The organism is Caulifigura coniformis, from assembly GCF_007745175.1.
Lineage (GTDB): Bacteria > Planctomycetota > Planctomycetia > Planctomycetales > Planctomycetaceae > Caulifigura > Caulifigura coniformis.
Window position 1 is genome coordinate 6255047 of the sequence record NZ_CP036271.1, and the last position, 15950, is coordinate 6270996.

Annotated in this window: 18 protein-coding genes and 1 pseudogene; 12 read left to right on the forward strand and 7 right to left on the reverse strand. The window is 60.4% G+C overall.

All coding sequences use genetic code 11. The features are described 5' to 3' along the window. Positions 1-5: 5 nt before the first annotated feature. Entirely contained in the window at positions 6-419 is a 414-nt protein-coding gene (locus Pan44_RS25075; RefSeq protein ID WP_145034478.1) for a hypothetical protein, read from the reverse strand. Between the two features lie 83 nt (positions 420-502). Beyond that, positions 503-1558 (reverse strand): replication initiator protein A, encoded by a 1056-nt coding sequence (locus Pan44_RS25080; RefSeq protein ID WP_145034479.1) that lies wholly within the window; start codon positions 1556-1558, stop codon positions 503-505. Positions 1559-1993: 435 nt separating this feature from the next. Here Pan44_RS25080 and Pan44_RS25085 point away from each other — a divergent pair, with 435 nt between their 5' ends. The 11 genes from Pan44_RS25085 to Pan44_RS25135 all read left to right on the forward strand — a co-directional run bounded on the left by Pan44_RS25085 (position 1994) and on the right by Pan44_RS25135 (position 9575). After that, entirely contained in the window at positions 1994-2947 is a 954-nt protein-coding gene (locus tag Pan44_RS25085) for a DUF3991 domain-containing protein (protein WP_145034480.1), read from the forward strand. A gap of 376 nt (positions 2948-3323) precedes the next feature. Then, positions 3324-3563, forward strand: a complete 240-nt coding sequence (locus tag Pan44_RS25090) for a hypothetical protein (RefSeq protein WP_145034481.1) — start codon at positions 3324-3326, stop codon at positions 3561-3563. After that, positions 3563-3991, forward strand: coding sequence for a type II toxin-antitoxin system VapC family toxin (locus Pan44_RS25095; protein WP_145034482.1), 429 nt, complete (start codon positions 3563-3565; stop codon positions 3989-3991). The genes Pan44_RS25090 and Pan44_RS25095 overlap by 1 nt, the downstream gene beginning before the upstream one ends. Positions 3992-4304: 313 nt before the next feature. Continuing rightward, positions 4305-4997 carry a hypothetical protein gene (locus tag Pan44_RS25100; RefSeq protein WP_145034483.1) on the forward strand — a complete coding sequence of 231 codons (693 nt, stop codon included), beginning with the start codon at positions 4305-4307 and terminating at the stop codon, positions 4995-4997. Positions 4998-5081: 84 nt separating this feature from the next. Then, positions 5082-5363, forward strand: a complete 282-nt coding sequence (locus Pan44_RS25105) for a hypothetical protein (RefSeq protein WP_145034484.1) — start codon at positions 5082-5084, stop codon at positions 5361-5363. Further along, positions 5326-5667 carry a hypothetical protein gene (locus Pan44_RS25110; protein ID WP_145034485.1) on the forward strand — a complete coding sequence of 114 codons (342 nt, stop codon included), beginning with the start codon at positions 5326-5328 and terminating at the stop codon, positions 5665-5667. The genes Pan44_RS25105 and Pan44_RS25110 overlap by 38 nt, the downstream gene beginning before the upstream one ends. Then, positions 5645-6040, forward strand: coding sequence for a DUF6876 family protein (locus Pan44_RS25115; protein WP_197453644.1), 396 nt, complete (start codon positions 5645-5647; stop codon positions 6038-6040). Before Pan44_RS25110 ends, Pan44_RS25115 begins: the two co-directional genes overlap by 23 nt. Before the next feature lie 152 nt (positions 6041-6192). After that, positions 6193-7179: an ArdC family protein gene (locus Pan44_RS25120; RefSeq protein ID WP_145034487.1), complete on the forward strand. Its 987-nt coding sequence runs from the start codon at positions 6193-6195 to the stop codon at positions 7177-7179. Between the two features lie 288 nt (positions 7180-7467). Further along, on the forward strand, positions 7468-7734 hold the full coding sequence (locus Pan44_RS25125) for a hypothetical protein (protein ID WP_145034488.1): 267 nt from the start codon (positions 7468-7470) through the stop codon (positions 7732-7734). An 87-nt stretch (positions 7735-7821) separates the two neighbouring features. Beyond that, the gene (locus Pan44_RS25130) at positions 7822-8967 is read left to right on the forward strand and encodes a hypothetical protein (protein ID WP_145034489.1); all 1146 of its coding nucleotides are present in this window, start codon (positions 7822-7824) and stop codon (positions 8965-8967) included. Beyond that, a complete protein-coding gene (locus Pan44_RS25135; protein WP_145034490.1) occupies positions 8964-9575 on the forward strand; it encodes a GTP pyrophosphokinase in 612 nt (203 codons plus the stop codon). The genes Pan44_RS25130 and Pan44_RS25135 overlap by 4 nt, the downstream gene beginning before the upstream one ends. A gap of 173 nt (positions 9576-9748) precedes the next feature. Here Pan44_RS25135 and Pan44_RS25140 read toward each other — a convergent pair whose 3' ends face one another. The 5 genes from Pan44_RS25140 to Pan44_RS25160 all read right to left on the reverse strand — a co-directional run bounded on the left by Pan44_RS25140 (position 9749) and on the right by Pan44_RS25160 (position 14540). Further along, positions 9749-10159 (reverse strand): hypothetical protein, encoded by a 411-nt coding sequence (locus Pan44_RS25140; RefSeq protein ID WP_197453645.1) that lies wholly within the window; start codon positions 10157-10159, stop codon positions 9749-9751. Positions 10160-10161: 2 nt separating this feature from the next. After that, on the reverse strand, positions 10162-13047 hold the full coding sequence (mobF, locus tag Pan44_RS25145) for a MobF family relaxase (RefSeq protein ID WP_145034491.1): 2886 nt from the start codon (positions 13045-13047) through the stop codon (positions 10162-10164). A 300-nt stretch (positions 13048-13347) separates the two neighbouring features. Beyond that, on the reverse strand, positions 13348-13599 hold the full coding sequence (locus Pan44_RS25150; protein ID WP_145034492.1) for a plasmid partition protein ParG: 252 nt from the start codon (positions 13597-13599) through the stop codon (positions 13348-13350). Further along, entirely contained in the window at positions 13596-14216 is a 621-nt protein-coding gene (gene parA / locus Pan44_RS25155) for a ParA family partition ATPase (RefSeq protein ID WP_145034493.1), read from the reverse strand. Before parA ends, Pan44_RS25150 begins: the two co-directional genes overlap by 4 nt. Positions 14217-14330: 114 nt before the next feature. Continuing rightward, entirely contained in the window at positions 14331-14540 is a 210-nt protein-coding gene (locus Pan44_RS25160) for an ATP/GTP-binding protein (protein ID WP_145034494.1), read from the reverse strand. 116 nt (positions 14541-14656) lie between these two features. Here Pan44_RS25160 and Pan44_RS28420 point away from each other — a divergent pair. Continuing rightward, a pseudogene (locus tag Pan44_RS28420) lies at positions 14657-15544 on the forward strand (P-loop NTPase fold protein); the annotation flags it as partial. Positions 15545-15950: the final 406 nt, after the last annotated feature.

Below are 15950 nucleotides of genomic sequence, written 5' to 3' on the forward strand. Positions count from 1 at the left end.
CGTGGTCATGGAGCCGGTCCCCTCGGGAATGACGGTTCGATTCTTGGCGGATTTGGTGGCGCTAATTCAGCCAATACCCCATCGGAATTCAGGCAGCTTCGGGGAAGGTGGCCGTGAAAGGCACGTAGCCGCACGAACTTGTTGCTTCCGTCCAGCTCGCTTGTCCTGAGTTCACGAATTGCTGCGACTGTCGCGTGAACCATCGGCAGCATCGCCGTCGCTCGTTCTGTCCATTCCACCGCTAGCCGCTCATCAAGCTCCCAGAGTTGTTCAGGAACTCGAACCTCAACTGACGCGGCCTTCCTCAGCGTGGTTGAATCAGAGACGCCGTCGAATAACCACTGATGCCAAAGGTTGTAGAGGCCGGCAACGTTTGCCTCTGCTTTCAGGCAAAGACTTTTGACCTCGCTATTCCGCATCTCAACATCCGTCACCTAACCATTCTATCTGAAAACGGCGACTCGCGCAAATTCACTGTTCGGGGTGGTCTTAGGCTCGGGCGCTACGCACATCGCTTCCGACAGAATCCTATAAACGCGGCATCAGCGTTTCGTGGGGGCTCGGCCCCCGACATGGCCAGCCACGACCGCCATTCCCGTTCGAGCTCGTACACGTCCCAGCCGGGCGCTTCGAGACGAGCATCGTGATAGGTGTCCGGATCAAGCAGCGGGACCCTGACGTCAGACGCGGGAGCGAGTGACGGCATACTGCCGCGGTTCTCGAAGAGCACGAGTTCCCCGTCAGCCCCCTCCTCCAGCCGGACGCGGTAGTCCGGCATGTGGCTGTTCCTCGCGTCGTCCTCGACGACCTTGCTCACGAGGCGCTTGAATTCCTTCAACGTGGAACCGGAACCGCATTTCTTGCGAAGCAGGTCGAGTGAGATCCGCCACTCGGATTTGCGGCCGCAGTGCTTCCTCGCAATCTCGTACAGGCGGCGTTCGATGGGACGTCGAAGCCGGAAATAATCACGGTGCAGCGTCAGGACTTCGTGGGACTGGATGGCGTTGAATACCCAGTCTGAGAGTTTGACTTCGACTTCCTGCATCCGGCCGTCGCGGGTCTCGCGGACGATCCGGGCGCGTTCGATGATCCCGAACGTCTCGAACTCTTCCAGGCCTCCCGTGACGATGTTGGTGCTGATCCGCGTTCCGGACAGACGTTCAAAGGCGGCCTTCAAGGCCTGGTAGGCCTGGCCGTTCGTCATCCGGTTCGTCGCCTTGAGCAGATCATGGGCTTTGAAGCGGATGACCGGCGAGACCGCCTTGCCGTCATTGATCGCCGCCATGAGGTGGGAGATGCAGTAAATCAGCACATCACGATCGTGAACGGTCGCCAGACCTTCGACGGCCGGTTTGACCTCGATGAACTTGCCGTTGTGTTCGTAGTGCCGCACCCGGCGATCGGGTTTCGTTGAGAGCGAGAAGATCGGATGCTCCATCGACGCCATGTCCCCCTTCGGAGCCGCGTCGAACACGTCCACCACGAAGAAATCGAGCGTTGGATGGCGTTCGGGCAATAAGGGAGATCGTGAGGACGGGGACGGGACGTGATTCGACATGACCGGTCCAGACTTCCATGGTTCGGACGGTCCGTCAACCAGTTTCGATAGATCACACACCACGGAGGACGTCTTCGATGGTTCACCCACCGGAACCGGGCGTTTCGATGGATCACACACCGGGGATCGAGATTCGATGGTTTACACACCGATCTTCGATGGTTCACACACCCGAGTTCGACGGTTTGCACACCGGGCATTCCGGAAAGCCCAATGGAATCCGGGCGTTGCCGACCGCGCCCGAGGCCGTAACACAGATTCTAACACTGATTTAACACCACCCGCTGGCGGCAGGTCGGCATCACGCCGTTCGCTGAAGAATCCGGCAATGGGAAAAGAAGCCGACCGCCTTCCCCTCTCCGTCATCCACAGCTCTTTTTCCCATCGTCCCGGTTCCGATGGACGGATCGGGGACTGTCGCGCTACGGTCGATCCATGCGATCACGGGCCGATGAACTGGAGGACATGAAACGGATTGACCTGCGTCAGTACGCCGCCTCGCGCGGGTTCGTCTTCGACCGCAGGCACAGCAGCCGGTCGTCGGCCGTCATGCGGCATCCCAACGGCGACAAACTCATCGTCGCCAAGAACTCTCAGGGCCAGTACGTCTACTTCAACGCCGTCGGCGACGACAACGGTACGATCATCGACCTGATCCAGTCTCGCGACCGCGTTTCGCTCGGCGAAGTCCGCAAGCTCCTCCGTCCCTGGCTCGGCCGCGACCCCGCCCCGCTACGCGACCTGCCGACGCTGCCCATCGACCTCCAGCCCTCGGAACACAACACCGCCCAGGTGCTGGCCGACTGGATGAAGGCCAGACCGATCGGGCCAACGCACTCCTACCTTGAAGTCGAGCGACGCATCCCTGTCGAGGTGCTGCATGATCCGATCTTCCGGGATCGCATTCGCCGGGATGATCGGCACAACGCCCTCTTCTCCCATTTCAACCAGGCGGGCCTGTGCGGGTTCGAGATCAAGAACCGCAGTTGGACCGGCTTTTCACCGGGAGGCATCAAAGGCCTCGCCTGCTCGCGCCCCCGTCCCGACGATCGCGAAATGGTCGTCTGCGAAACGGCGATCGACATGCTGAGCTATGCGGCTCTCAAGGGTATTCCCGGCCGCCGGTTCTTTAGCACGGCCGGTCAGATCAGCCCGATGCAGGCCGAGTGTCTTCGATCAGCGTTCCGGAACATGCCTCCGGGCTCGACGGTCATCCTGGCCTTCGATCATGACGATGGCGGAAGGACATTAGCGGTGCAGGTCCGGGACGCGTTGGGGCCGACCGGGTGTGCGATCACCGAAGACTTCCCGCAGCAACCGGGCGCCGACTGGAATGATGTTCTCCAGAACCACGGGGAAACGATGAGCCGGATCTCCGCATCGCCGTAGCGTCGTGTTGTCGTAACGACGGTTTGTCGAGGGATCGGATGTCGGCCTACTTCGACCATTCAGGCAAGACACGAAATTTCGCGTTGAACTGGAAGCGATTAGCCAATTCTGGCCAATTCGCCGCACCGTCACTCACAGCTTCCGGAACGCCGGATCGTCGTGGCAGCGGACTTCCGGCGATCAGGCGACACGCTTCGCCGGGACGCAGTCTCCTGAAGGCGATGCCTGTTGGCCGAATGCAATCAGTTTTTGACCCCCATCAAACTTCCGTGGTAGGATGACTCATCATGGAACCGATGATGACGCTGCCGGCCCCTCTTCCAAGGACGCCAGAGGCTCGGGCGAAGGTTGGCGCGGCACGGAAAGGAGGACGGCGATGGTGACACTGACGATTGATAATGAAACCTACGCGGCCCTCAGCAAACAGGCGGCCGCCCACGGCCAGAGCGTGGAGGAATGGCTGCGATCCCAAAGCCGGGCCAGCACAGCGGGCCTGACGGCCGAAGCTCCGTTCGGCGACCAGATGGCGAAGCTGTTCTCGAAGATCGGCCTGACCGATGAGGAATCGATCCCCGAACTGAAGGGCCAGGCGGTGCGTTCGCCGGAGTTCGATTGATGATCGTTCTGGACACGAACGTCATCTCGGAACTGATGCGGCAACGGCCCACTGACGTCGTGACCGGCTGGATCAATCGTCAGCCCCCTGAAGCGATCTGGACCACGACCGTCTCGGTCTTCGAGATCTACCACGGGATTGAATTGCATCCCGATGGTAAACGGCAGCAGGCTCTGCGGAACGTCTTCGAGTTGGCGCTGAAGGACGTCTTCAAGAGCCGCATTCTTCCCTTCGACTTCGCGGCCGCGGCCGAAGCGGCCAAGATCGCCCGGCGTCGCAAGCAGGCCGGGCTCTCCTCGGAAATCCGGGACCTGCTGATTGCGGGCATTGTCGCCACCAGTGGCGCCACATTCGCAACTCGGAACACCACCGACTTCGACGAAGCGGGCCTCGCTCTCATCAATCCTTGGGACGTTCAGCCTCACTGACCTCCCTGCTCTTGGTCACTCTTGACTGCCATTCCCACGCCGTTGCGCTGGACCGGCCCATCGTGCCGTCGTTTCTCCACTGATCCGCGAATACGACGCGCCGTAACTCCGGCGATGCGTGATTCCGCATCGTCGTATCTCCGTCTGCTCCCTCAGGTGGGTTGCAGCGTTCCCTCAGGTTGGCCGTGTCCTTCGCCAATTCAAGAGGCCGTGTTGCCGCTGCGCGGCCGCCCGCACCCAGACCTCTTGAGTTGTCGAATTCGGCCCCGGCCGGAGAGGAGGGGAACGCAACCCAACTTGATGGAGAACAGATATGACACGCTTTGTTGAACTACCCGCCGCGCCGGTCAACGCCAGCCAGGTTCCTCACCTGACCAGCATTCATTCCCAACGAGGACGAGGGCCGTACGGCTCGTCGCACTACCGAGGCAACTGCGGCGGATACCTCATTCGAGACCTCATCAGTTACTTCCAGCCGAAGAACGTCCTCGACTTGATGAGCGGCAGCGGCACCTGCCGTGACGTCTGCCGGGAGCTGCGAATTCCCTGCCGATCGATGGACATCAAGCGGGGCCAGGACGCCGCCTGTGCAAGCAGCTATGCCGATCTGGGCCGGTTCGATTTCGTTTGGGCCCATCCACCTTATTGGAGAATGATTCGATACAACTCAGACGACCGCTGTCTGTCGAGTGCTCCGACATTGGAGGCCTTTCTCGACCGAATGCAGACGGTCCTCCGGCTGTCGAAGGGTGTCCTCTCGACACGCGGCAAGATCGCTATTCTGATCGGCGGCTACAGCGACCAAGGCCGTTACCAGCCGCTCCCGCAATTGCTGGTCGAGCGAGCCATCCGGGAAGGGCTGTGGCCGGCGTGCACGGAGATCATCCGGTTCCAGCACGGCAACACGTCATCAAGGCGGACGTATCAGAGTTCTTTCATCCCGGGGCTGCATGACACTTGCCTCGTTTTCCAAGCCGACCAACAACGAAAGGACTCAACGCCATGACGATCGAGATCAAACACACTCCACCTCGATAACCGAGCAGACTTTCGCCGATGAGTGAGAAGTTGTTCTCTCTGACCGGGGGAAGTGGAAGACTTCGCCAATGATCAAACCGAGTCGCTGAGCTTCGAAGACTACGACAATCTCAACTGGTGGGAGGCGAAGCTGCGAGCGTACGGCAACCTGCTCGAAGACACCGATCCGGAATCGTTCCTGAACGAAGAGCTTCGCGAAGCTGACGAGTTCCTGGACTGGATGCGCCAGCGAACGGATGTCACTCAAGTAATGATGCCTCTTCGAAGCCCGTTGACTCCACCGGCCGGGCCGTGGCATGGTCGAACCCTCAACGAAAAGGAGTTCGACCATTAAGAAAGCTCATACCCCCGCCCCGGAGCGGGAAACCGCTCACAAGCCCGCCGCCACGATCCGTGTCAGCAACCTCAAATGCGTCCTGTGGCGCAATGAAAGCGCGAAGGGGCCGTGGTACGTCGCCGACCTAGTCCGCACGTTCAAGGACGAAAGCGGCTTCCACGAAACCAACAAGGTTCCGGCCGACGACCTGCTCAAGGTCGCGTTCCTGGCGCAACAGGCGTATGCCCAACTGCAGGAGCTGAAGGCGGGCGATCGCGCCGCGTCCCAGCATGAGTTCGATGACGCCCCTCAGCCCGAGTGAACTGGCCCAGTTCACCGGCTCGACGGAATGGTTTCGGCACTCGTTCAACCGGGCGGTGATCTATACGGAGGGCGTCCGGTTCCTGGCCGCGCGAGGAGGGGCGTTCTGGCTGATCGACGCCATCGCCACGCATATCGGGAGCCGGGTCTTCAACGAGGCGGCGGCCAAGGACGACCGAATTGCCCTGATGCATTTCTGGAAGCTGGCCGTGAACCCCGATCAGTCGGCCCGGTTGACGGCCGTGCCCGACAGCGGCGAACCGCCGTTCATCGACCAGCTGGTGATGTTTACCGACTTTCCGCTGAGCGAGGTGGACGTCTGGGCGCAAGGCAACGGCGAGGGCTACACGCTGATGCTTCCGAGTGAATACTAGGCGTCCGGTTCAAACCGATGGACGTGGTCATGTTCTTCGTCCTGTGATCAACGACCGCTTTGACAAACGGGCCGCGACCATGCGATGACTGTCGAACGTTGGCAACACACCGGGGGCGATGGCAAAAGAAATCGCCCAGAGAATGAGGAGAGATGGCAACCAGTGAACGACGTGACATTTATCAGGAGGTGACCGACCGCATCCTCGAAATGCTGGATCAGGGCGTGGTCCCCTGGCGAAATCCGATCCGGCGGGCAGGCGGCGATAGCTGGCCCAGGAACCTCGCTTCCGGAAAACCGTATCGCGGCGTCAATGTCTTCCTGCTGGCGATGCGGAGTTGGGAGAAAGGATTCGGTTCCGACTTCTGGCTGACGTTCCGCCAGGCTCAAGAGCAGGGCGGTCAGGTCCGCAAGGGGGAGCGATCATCGCTGGTCGTGTTCTGGAAGCAGGTCCAGAAGGAAGACGTGTCCTCCGGCGAAGACATCACGATCCCTGTGCTTCGGCATTACAACGTGTTCAACGTTGAGCAGTGTGACGGGATCTCGCCTCCCGACGCGGCCCGCGGCGATGGTCCGTCAGTTCCCTTTGAGCCACTGCGGGAAGCGGACCAGATTGTGGCCGGGTATCGCGATGCGCCGGTGATTGAACACCGCGGGAGCCGGGCAGTCTATCTTCCCGTTGCCGATCGTGTCGAAATTCCGGAACCGGAGCACTTCGAAACCCGCGAGAGTTACTACGCCACCCTGTTTCATGAGCTCTCCCATTCCACGGGACACAGCAAGCGGCTGAACCGCGGGCTCGACACCGTGCTCGCCCCCTTCGGTTCGCCGGACTACGGCAAAGAGGAACTGGTCGCCGAAATGTCGGCGGCGTTTCTGGCCGCCTCCTGCGGCATCAGTCCACCGACGATCGAGCAGTCTGCCGCCTATCTCGACAACTGGCGTCGCGTGCTCAAGGGGGACAAGCGTCTTGTCGTGACGGCCGCCGGGGCGGCTCAACGCTCGGCCGACTGGATTCTGGCTCAGCAGTCGCAGGAACCAGAGCCGGCCGCAGGCGAGGCCGCGGATGCCATCGCAGAACCGGCGACTGCGGATCACGCATCACCGTTGAGTGGTCCGCTCCAGCGGGACTTGTTCTGAACGAACCGCCTCACCGGAGCTCCGACGATCCGTCTCCACGACGATCCGACGGTACGGAGTTACGATTTGCCGGTGTCACGCTTCTCCTGAGTGGTTGCTGAAACGTTCTGGCCCTCGCAATTCCGCCAGCCTGTTCCGCTTGTCCCACGCCCGGGACCTCGACTGCGTCAATGGCCGGCCCGCACCGAAAAGCCGTGTAGGCCATGACGCCGGTCCCTCAGCGTGGCCCTGGTCGCTCAAGGCTGGCGAAAGCGAGCCACAACTCACAACCCAAAAGGAGAAATGACCATGACACAACAGAACCAACCCATCCGCAGACTTCGCATCGGCAACATTGGAGCCGCAATTTTCGAGAACCGCACGGAGGAGGGGAAGACGTTCTACAACGTCCAGTTCACCCGCGGATACCGCACCGACGACGGCTGGAAGAACACCCGCAGCTTCGGCAAAGACGATCTCTTGGCTCACGCGAAGCTCTGCGATCAGGCTCACAGCTGGATCTGCGAGCAGCTGCAGGCCGAACCGTCTGAGTCGATCGGCGACTCCGAAGAATAAGTAAATCGGGCGTGTCGCGACCACTCGGCACGCCCATCTTTCACAAGCGATCACCACATCTTTTCCCATCACCCCCCGCACGCGGCCATGCTGGTTGTTTTTCCCTCCTGTAACTCCGATGGTCGTCGTGAGTTGCGGTTCGGAGGAACCGCGGGCAAGATCGTTGTTATCGCCAGAATGGCGAGTTCTCATCGCATAGACAGCGGGCCGGCCATGTCATTCACGCTCACTCAGATTGACAGTTTTCTCGTCGACACGAACAAGAGCAAGAAGGCGGTGACTGGCACCGCTGTTCCGCTGAAAGGCACGCTTTTCGACATGCTCAATCGCATCTTTCAAAATTCAGATGCTGAGTGTCGGCACGATATCGCCTTCAGCAAATCACAGGACGGGAAACAGCAGAACGAAGTCCGCGACTTGATGATTGACTACCTCAGTGCCCCCTCCCAGCGCACTGGCATGCCGTTGGCCAAGCGATTGCAGTCAGTAACGACCGAACGTTCTGGAATGGGACTGCTGTTCCTTCTCACGGGTTCAAACGCCACCGAGGAACGACTTGTCGTCTCGCGATTTCCGGCCGACAGCGCAATTCTTGCCGATGACTCTGGGGGTGGATTAACTGTTCAATTCCTTGAGAAGGTCTTCATGAAAAGCGCGACGTCGTACAAAGCGGCGGTCTACCGCGCGAAGTCGCTGTCGAGTGGCTTTTGGCAGGGGAGGGCGGTCGACAAACAGGTGAATGGTGACCTGACCATCTCGACGTACTGGATCGAGGAATTCTTGAATTCCGGCTTTCGCATCACACCGGCCCACGGCACGCGCCGTCTAGCGACCTATTTGCGTGAGGCCATCAAGGCAGAAGAGGACATCGCCATCAAGGAGTCGCTCATTGCTGCTGCTCAGCTGGCGAAAGGCTTCGACGGCCAAGCCCTCACACCCGAGTCCTTCTGCAAGCAGCTCAAACTCTCGAAGGAAGCAACGCAAGCACTCCTCAATCGCTGCCCGAATGACGACGTGAAACGCGAACAGTTTCGGTTTAATGTCGAGGAGTTTGGAAAACAGCTCTCGATCAGGACTGTCCAGCTCGACAACGGTGGCTCATTGACGGCCCCCGCCGACGACTTCAACCGTGTGTTCCGACAGGATCAGGTTGACGGGAAAGCGGGTAAGGTGCAGTTCACAACACAAGGAGTTGTAGTCGATGACCGTCTGAGAAAGGACGGCCGACAATGAGCGATATTCGCGCTGAGTATCAGCAACGGCATGACCGCATCCTCGTACCGCTCGCAACTCGTTTACGAGATCACATTCAGGAATTCGTCAAAGACGTTCCCAGGATCGATCGGATTGCGGCCCGCGCCAAATCGGTTGACCGGTTCGTCGCAAAGGCCGAGAAGCTGACTGACAACGGGGCACGCAAGTATTCCGATCCTTTGAGCCAGATTCAGGATCAGATCGGTGCCCGCATCATCCTGTTTTACCTGAACGACGTGGAGAAGATGGTGACCCTCGTCAATCAATACTTCACCAGCATCGAAGAGAAGGAAATTGTTCCGGATGAAGACTCCAAGTTCGGCTATGTGGGTCGGCACTTCATCTTGTTCTTCCCGAGTGAGCTGTTCGATCAACAGCTACCAAAAGACGACGCACCCGAGTTCTTCGAGCTTCAGGTGAAGACGCTCTTTCAGCATGCATGGGCAGAATCCAATCACGATCTCGCGTATAAGCCGGACCGTTCGTTGACTGCCGAAGAACTACGCTACGTCGCGTTCACGGCCGCACAGAGCTGGGGGGCTGACAGGATAATGAACGAACTGTTTATAAAGACGGTGAATAGCTGATGCGATGGCCGGACGTACTTCGGGACTCGAGACAATCGGTGCCGCCCATCGGTGAGAAGCAATTCTCCGAATGGATTCCGCCGAACTAGGAAGAGTGTCCTCCCTGAGCCTCTTTTCCCATTGCCCCGCCCACTGATTGCTCTGTCCCAAATTTGGGACAGAGCGCCGTCAGATCAGGCCGCATCTTCGATGATCAACGCCGTGATGCAGGGACTGGTCTCCGGTGTCTCAACATCCCGCTCGTCCGCTTCCTGCAGCCAGTAGACGAGGCCGTTGCCCAGAAGCTCCACCAGTTCCCGCAGATGCCGCCCCTCGATCGTGATGATCCGTTGCGACATCCCGCACAGACCGAGTTGGATGAAGCCCGCATCCCGGAAGCGGATTTCCCGGAGGTCGCTATAGGCGAAGCTGGTGATCCGGCCGTCGCGGAACCGCAACTGGAACATCAGCGGCGGCATTTCGCCATTCCGAACGCTCTGCCAGGACGTGCCAGTCGCCGAGGACTGGTTCGCCGGTTGCGGCCGGGGACGGAACAGTTGCTCCCGGCGTTGATCGTCGAATGCTCTGGCCATCATCGAAGACATCGTCAATACCCTCCACTTAAGCCCGGCATCGGACCGAACCCGGTGAACGGCCCGCTGCCGTAATCCCGCAACCGTCCGGTTTCCGTTCGGGCGACTTCCCCGGTGCTGCGGTCCCGCCACCAGGCGGCGACCCGATCACGGGCTGACTGCAACACCCGCCGCCCGACATGCCGCTCCAACGACCGGGCAGGGACGGCGGATAGTTCCGTCTGCTCTGGCTTCACCATTTCCGTGGCCGACAACTGCTCACCAGACCGGGCAATTGCCTGGCGAACCTTCGCCTTGTCGTCCACGAAGATCATCACGTCGTCGCTGCCCCGTGACACCGTGACGTAGAACTGCTTGGCGTTGATCGCGGGCAGGGACTCCGACCCCATCGCGGCGATGGCCACCTGCCGGTCCTTCCCCTGGCTGGCGTGGCTGGTGATGACGTAGCCCAGATCAAGGTGGCCATAGTCCCGATCAACCGTCATTCCGCTCTTGAGGATGAGGTGGCCTTTGGGATCGATCGCCTGGACTTCATCGAGACGACCATTGCTGATCCGCCGCTGGCCGTCCTTCGCCGTGCCGCCCAGGCTGAACCGGACCTTGTCGCCGATGGCCAGAGCCAGCGTGGACTCTCGATAGACCTCAAATCGCTCCGGTGGGTTTCGCGGCAGAACCCGTGTCTGGCCGTTGGTTGCCGCAAGTTCCACTTGGCCATTACGGACACCGCTGACGCGATAGCGTTCGCCCCGCTGGAAGCCGCCCTTGGCATTCTGATGGAACTGGACGATCCAGTCCGACTGTCCGGCGTAGGTCGTCGCTTCGCCTTTCTCCGCATCCGAGAGGTTTAGGGACCGCAACTGGGGAACGCTGTGCTCCTGATCCGTCAGCAACCCGCGACGACGCAGGCCAGACCGGATTTCCGATGTGACGGAATCCGCCTCATGATGCGTCGGAGCGACAACGAGCGTCGAACGGCCTTGAGCATTCGCCTTCAGGTACTGATCCGCGAGGAGGGCGTGACGATCCTCGGTGCGGATTTCCTGGATCTTCCCGAGCCGGTCCAGCAGGTCGAACCCGGCGACGAGGCCGGTCGTGCCATTGCGGGCGTCAATGACTTCATGCCCGCGGCTGATGAGGGCGACCGCCTGTTGATACTGCCCCTTCTGGCGCTGGATCGTCTCCACGCGGGCGATGCTCAGTCCGGCCTCCCTTTCCAGCAGCCGCAGGGCTTCGCCCCGCCGCGGCGAGGCATGCTGCCGCGTGTCGCCGGAGAGGATGATCCGGGCGTTTTGCTGGTTAGCCACCTGGAAGAGGGCGTTCATCGATCGGACATCGAGAAGTCCCGCTTCGTCCACCCACAGCACCTGATCCTTGATCTGCGACTGCAACTGCGTGTTCCGCAGCAGGTGCTCGACCGTCTGGGCCTGATGAAAACCTTTGTCATGGAGAACTTCGCGGGCACCAGTCGCGGGAGCGAGCGGAATTACTTCTTTCCCATGGCCCCGGATCGCTTCGGCCGCCTCGGCCATCAGCGACGACTTGCCGGTTCCGGCCCCGCCCGTGATCGCCGTCACTGTGTCGCGGGACGTCAGGACGTGGAGGACGGCCGCCTTCTGCTGGTCGTTCAGCCACTCCCGCCGGAAGTCATGTTTCTGTGTACCGATGGCTTTTCGGGTTCCCCGGCCGTCGCGGGCGAACGCGATCAGTTCCTTCTCGGCGGCGAGGACTTCGCGGGTTGTGACCAGATGACGCTTCGCTCCCTCCGTCTCACGGCTCCGCTGGATGACGTTCATCCCGTCGAGAGTACGTTCGACCTGTTCCGGCGACAGCGTGACGGCGTGTTCGAGGGCCGTTCCGATCACCTGATGCCGCTCGACGGTTGATTGGCGGTAGAGGTGATGATCAAGGGCGAACCGCAACGACTTCTCGGCCAGGTCGTATTCGTTGGAGTGCTGCTGTGCGGCAGGACCACCCAGGAGTCCGCCGAATGTCTCGCGCTCCGAGGCCGTCAGGCGGGATCGCCATTCGCGTTGCAATTGCTCAATGGATGTTCCCTGATCCTTCTTCTCACGCGTTTTCTTGCCGAGGGAGCCTTTCTCGGCGGCGTCGGTGATCCCATTCTCACGGGCGAAGGCCTCGACCTGTTCGGTTCGGCGGCTGAACTTTTCAATCGTGGTTCGGTCGATCCCCGTGATCTCCCAGCCCGTCTTCATTCGGCCGCTCTGGCGGTACTGGACCTTCTCGACCTGGTAGCCGAGTTGCTGAAGCAGCGTCCGGGCGAGCCGGGCCTCGAACTTCGCCTGCAGGCTCGGCCGCTGCCGCATGATCTCCTCGAACTCCCCGGCGTAGTGCTTGCCGTTCTGTTCGGTCCAGTTGATGACAAAGGCGTGGATATGCAGGTGCGGATCGGGCTTCCCCTCGACCGGGCGGGACGTCTTGTGCAGGAAGTCGGCGTAAACGAGTTTGCCCGTCGGTGTCCGGTCTTTCGTAGTCGCCCGGCTGCCGTCTCGGACCCGCCGCATCATCAACGGCTCGACGTCCTTCGTCATCGTCTCATGGACCGCTGTCCGCAGGGCCTCGACGATCCGTTCGTCGCCGTTGATCGCCCAGGCCAGCGACACACTCTTCGGAACGGAGAACGTCAGATCGACGCCGGGACGGCGATCCTTGCGGACACGTTGGGTGAGGGCCTTACCGGTTTCGGGATGCTGACCGGCGAGGAGGGCGGCGAACTGGTACCTTGTGACGTTTGATCCGATGCCGAGACTCAGGACGTCAGCACCGCGTCCATGCCACTGCCCGGCGACTTCCTGACCCAGGTAGTAATCGCCCTGCGTCAGCACGCTCTCGAAATATTGCCGCGTCGACGCGACGTTTTTGCCCTGCGTAGCGATGAGCATGTGGAACCCTAAGCGCGGCCTGCGGAGGGTCAATGGCAGGCCGGAAAAAAAGAAAACAGAACGATAGGCTTGTCTCCTAAGCAGTGCTTAGGCCGGTTCAACGTGCCGCAGGAATCGGAGTGCGGCAATGCGGATGGGACCCGTTCGTTGATCCATCCACAGGAAAGCGAACCGCTGCGATGAGACGATCTTTGGGGCGTCGATCGATACCAACGACCGCTTGAAAACTCCGTCCCAAATTTGGGACAGAACGATCGGCAGCCGAGACGATGAGATAGAAGCATCGACGGAGTGGAAGGATCAGGTCGACGAGGAACCAGCATCCTCGGCGTCGAGTGTCGACACCATGAGGGCTCGCAGCCAATCCGAGATGTGTTCATCGCGACGAACGCAGCGGAGCCTGAGGCGCGTATGCAACTCCGGATCGACGTCGACCGTCAGCCGCTTGAATTTGACGGCTGGCTGGACGGGTGTAGACAGGGACGTCTCGACCCACTGATCGGCTGTGTTGGCCTTCAGCGGCCTCGCCGTCATTTGAATTCGCTTGTTCATGTCATCCTCCTCAATTCCTCGACGAAGCGTTCGATCTCTTTCGCCCCCTTGCGGTCGTCATCGCGACCCACGGTGGACCCGTTCGCCAGCGTCTCGGCGAAGGCCACCCGCTGGCTGATGTCGTGCTCCAGCACGAGGACGTCCAGTTCCTTTAAGGCGTCTCGGACATCCCGGCCGATCGCCGTCTTCACGATCCGGCGATTGATCGCCAGACAGCATTTGAGGTCTGGCTCATAGACCTGCGCCTCGCGGACCAGGTCGACCGTCTCGGCCGCCGCCCAGATGTCGAGCGGACTCGGCTGAAGCGGGACGACCACGAGGTCGGATGCCAGCAGGATCGAGCGGGCCAGTTCGGCAATCCGCGGCGGCCCGTCGATCACGATGTCGTCGTAATCTCCGGCCAGGAGGGGAATCTGCTTGTGGATCGTGGCCTTGGGCATCCCGACCACGGTGAAGGCGGGGTTCTCGCGGCAGTTGGCCCAGGCGAGGGCGCTCCCTTGCGGATCAGCGTCAATCAGCAGCACCCGCCGTCCCAGGCGGGTCAATTCGGCGGCGGTGTGGACGGAGAGAGTCGTCTTGCCCACGCCGCCCTTCTGGTTCAGAAAAGCGTAGATCATCAGCGTCGTATTTCTGTGCCGACTGAGGCACGGTGTTACGATTGACCATATGCCGTCGCATCAGACCGCGCAAGACCTGACTGGAACTTGTCCACAACGATTCACGATTTGGTGTCACCTGACGCCTACCGGGATCAGGCCGTGTCCCAAATAGAAACCGTACGCTGCAGCAGCCAATTCAGAGCTGCGTTCCACAGCGCCACCCAGTTCTGCGGTGCATTGCCCCGGAAAATCATGCAGCAGTGTTTTCCCAGGGATTTCGTCCCGCACCCAGTCCAGACCATTCTCCTGCACGCCCCAATGCTCGTGAACCAGCGCCAGCAAACGCTGCGCATCCGTTAAGCTGGTGCGTCTGGATTCGGAGCACCACGTTGAACATCCGTCTGCGTTTCGTCCTTGTTCGCTGGGCGACACTTTTGATTTACGCCCTGATCGCAGCGATGCTGGGGGCAATCTCATCCACGTTCCTGAATTTCGGCTCGCCTTGGACGAAAGCACTTTCAAGCCAATCGTCCTTCGCATGCTGGCATCACATCGCTGTAACCTCGCTCGTTGCGGGCGGAATTCTGATTCTCGTCTTGCAGCTTGCGCCGCTCTCGCTCACGCATTGCGCGAGGCTGGACTACCCGTCAATCTGGCTGGCGTCACTGTTTGCAGCAATCTTGGCTCCCAAGGGAATCGAACTGATCGGAAACTCTCTGTCTGATTCAAAAGCCGTGGTCTCGACCGAGGGAGCAGGCTGGGCAATTGGCTGGCTCTGTATTTTGGTGATCTCCATCCAATTCGCTATTTGGTTGTTCCAATTGCTAACGGCGAATCCGCCGTTAGCCGACCGCAACCGGGAGGGGCCGGCGAAGCGACCGGAAGCTGATGAATTTGGATGGTCGGCGCTCTACAGCAGGATTGCCCGTCAACTGCGACGATCGGATGGGGTTAGCATCGGGCTAATCGGTCAGTACGGCTCCGGAAAGACCAGCGTCACGCATCTGGCGGAAACATGGGCCATCAAGCATCCGGAGAAGGCAGAGCCCAACTTATGGTTCTCGCGAACAAGTTGCTGGGGCTTCTCGGATTCCAAGACCGCGATCCATGAGATTCTTGACGATGCAATCCGTGAGGTGGGCAAGCGGGTCGACACTGTTGGACTCCGGACGCTCCCCGCTGCCTACATCGGCGCTGCATCGCTGTCGTCTGGCATTGCCCAACACCTGCTTGCGCTGTTCGATCGTCACGCGGGCCCTCAGCAACGACTCGCACGGCTGACACCACTGCTCATTGCATGCAACGCAAGACTGGTGATCGTCATCGACGATTTAGACCGCAACGACAGCAAGAGCTTCGATCGCGAGGACATTTTGGCAATGCTCGACAGCATCGGAAAGATTCCGATGTTGTGTTTCATACTCACGGGCGGTAGGCGGGACGATGATCCGGCAGGGTCACTGCCGTTCACGAAGTTGTGCGATCACACGGAGCCCATGCCGTCGATTGATCGGACGACGGCCGCTCAGATGTTACGGGCCTGCCGGGAGGAGATGCGTGAAAAGTTCCGTGTTATTGATCCTCTTCCTTTGCCCGAAAGCCTGCTCTGTTCTTCTGACGAGCCGTTGCCGCCCGGCCTACTGCCTCCCGAAGACACTCGGGACTTGATGGACGCGCTACTCGACATGTTTCAGACACCGCGGAGTCTGAAACATGCAATTCGGAAGGCAGAGGCCCGTTGTGACCTGCCCC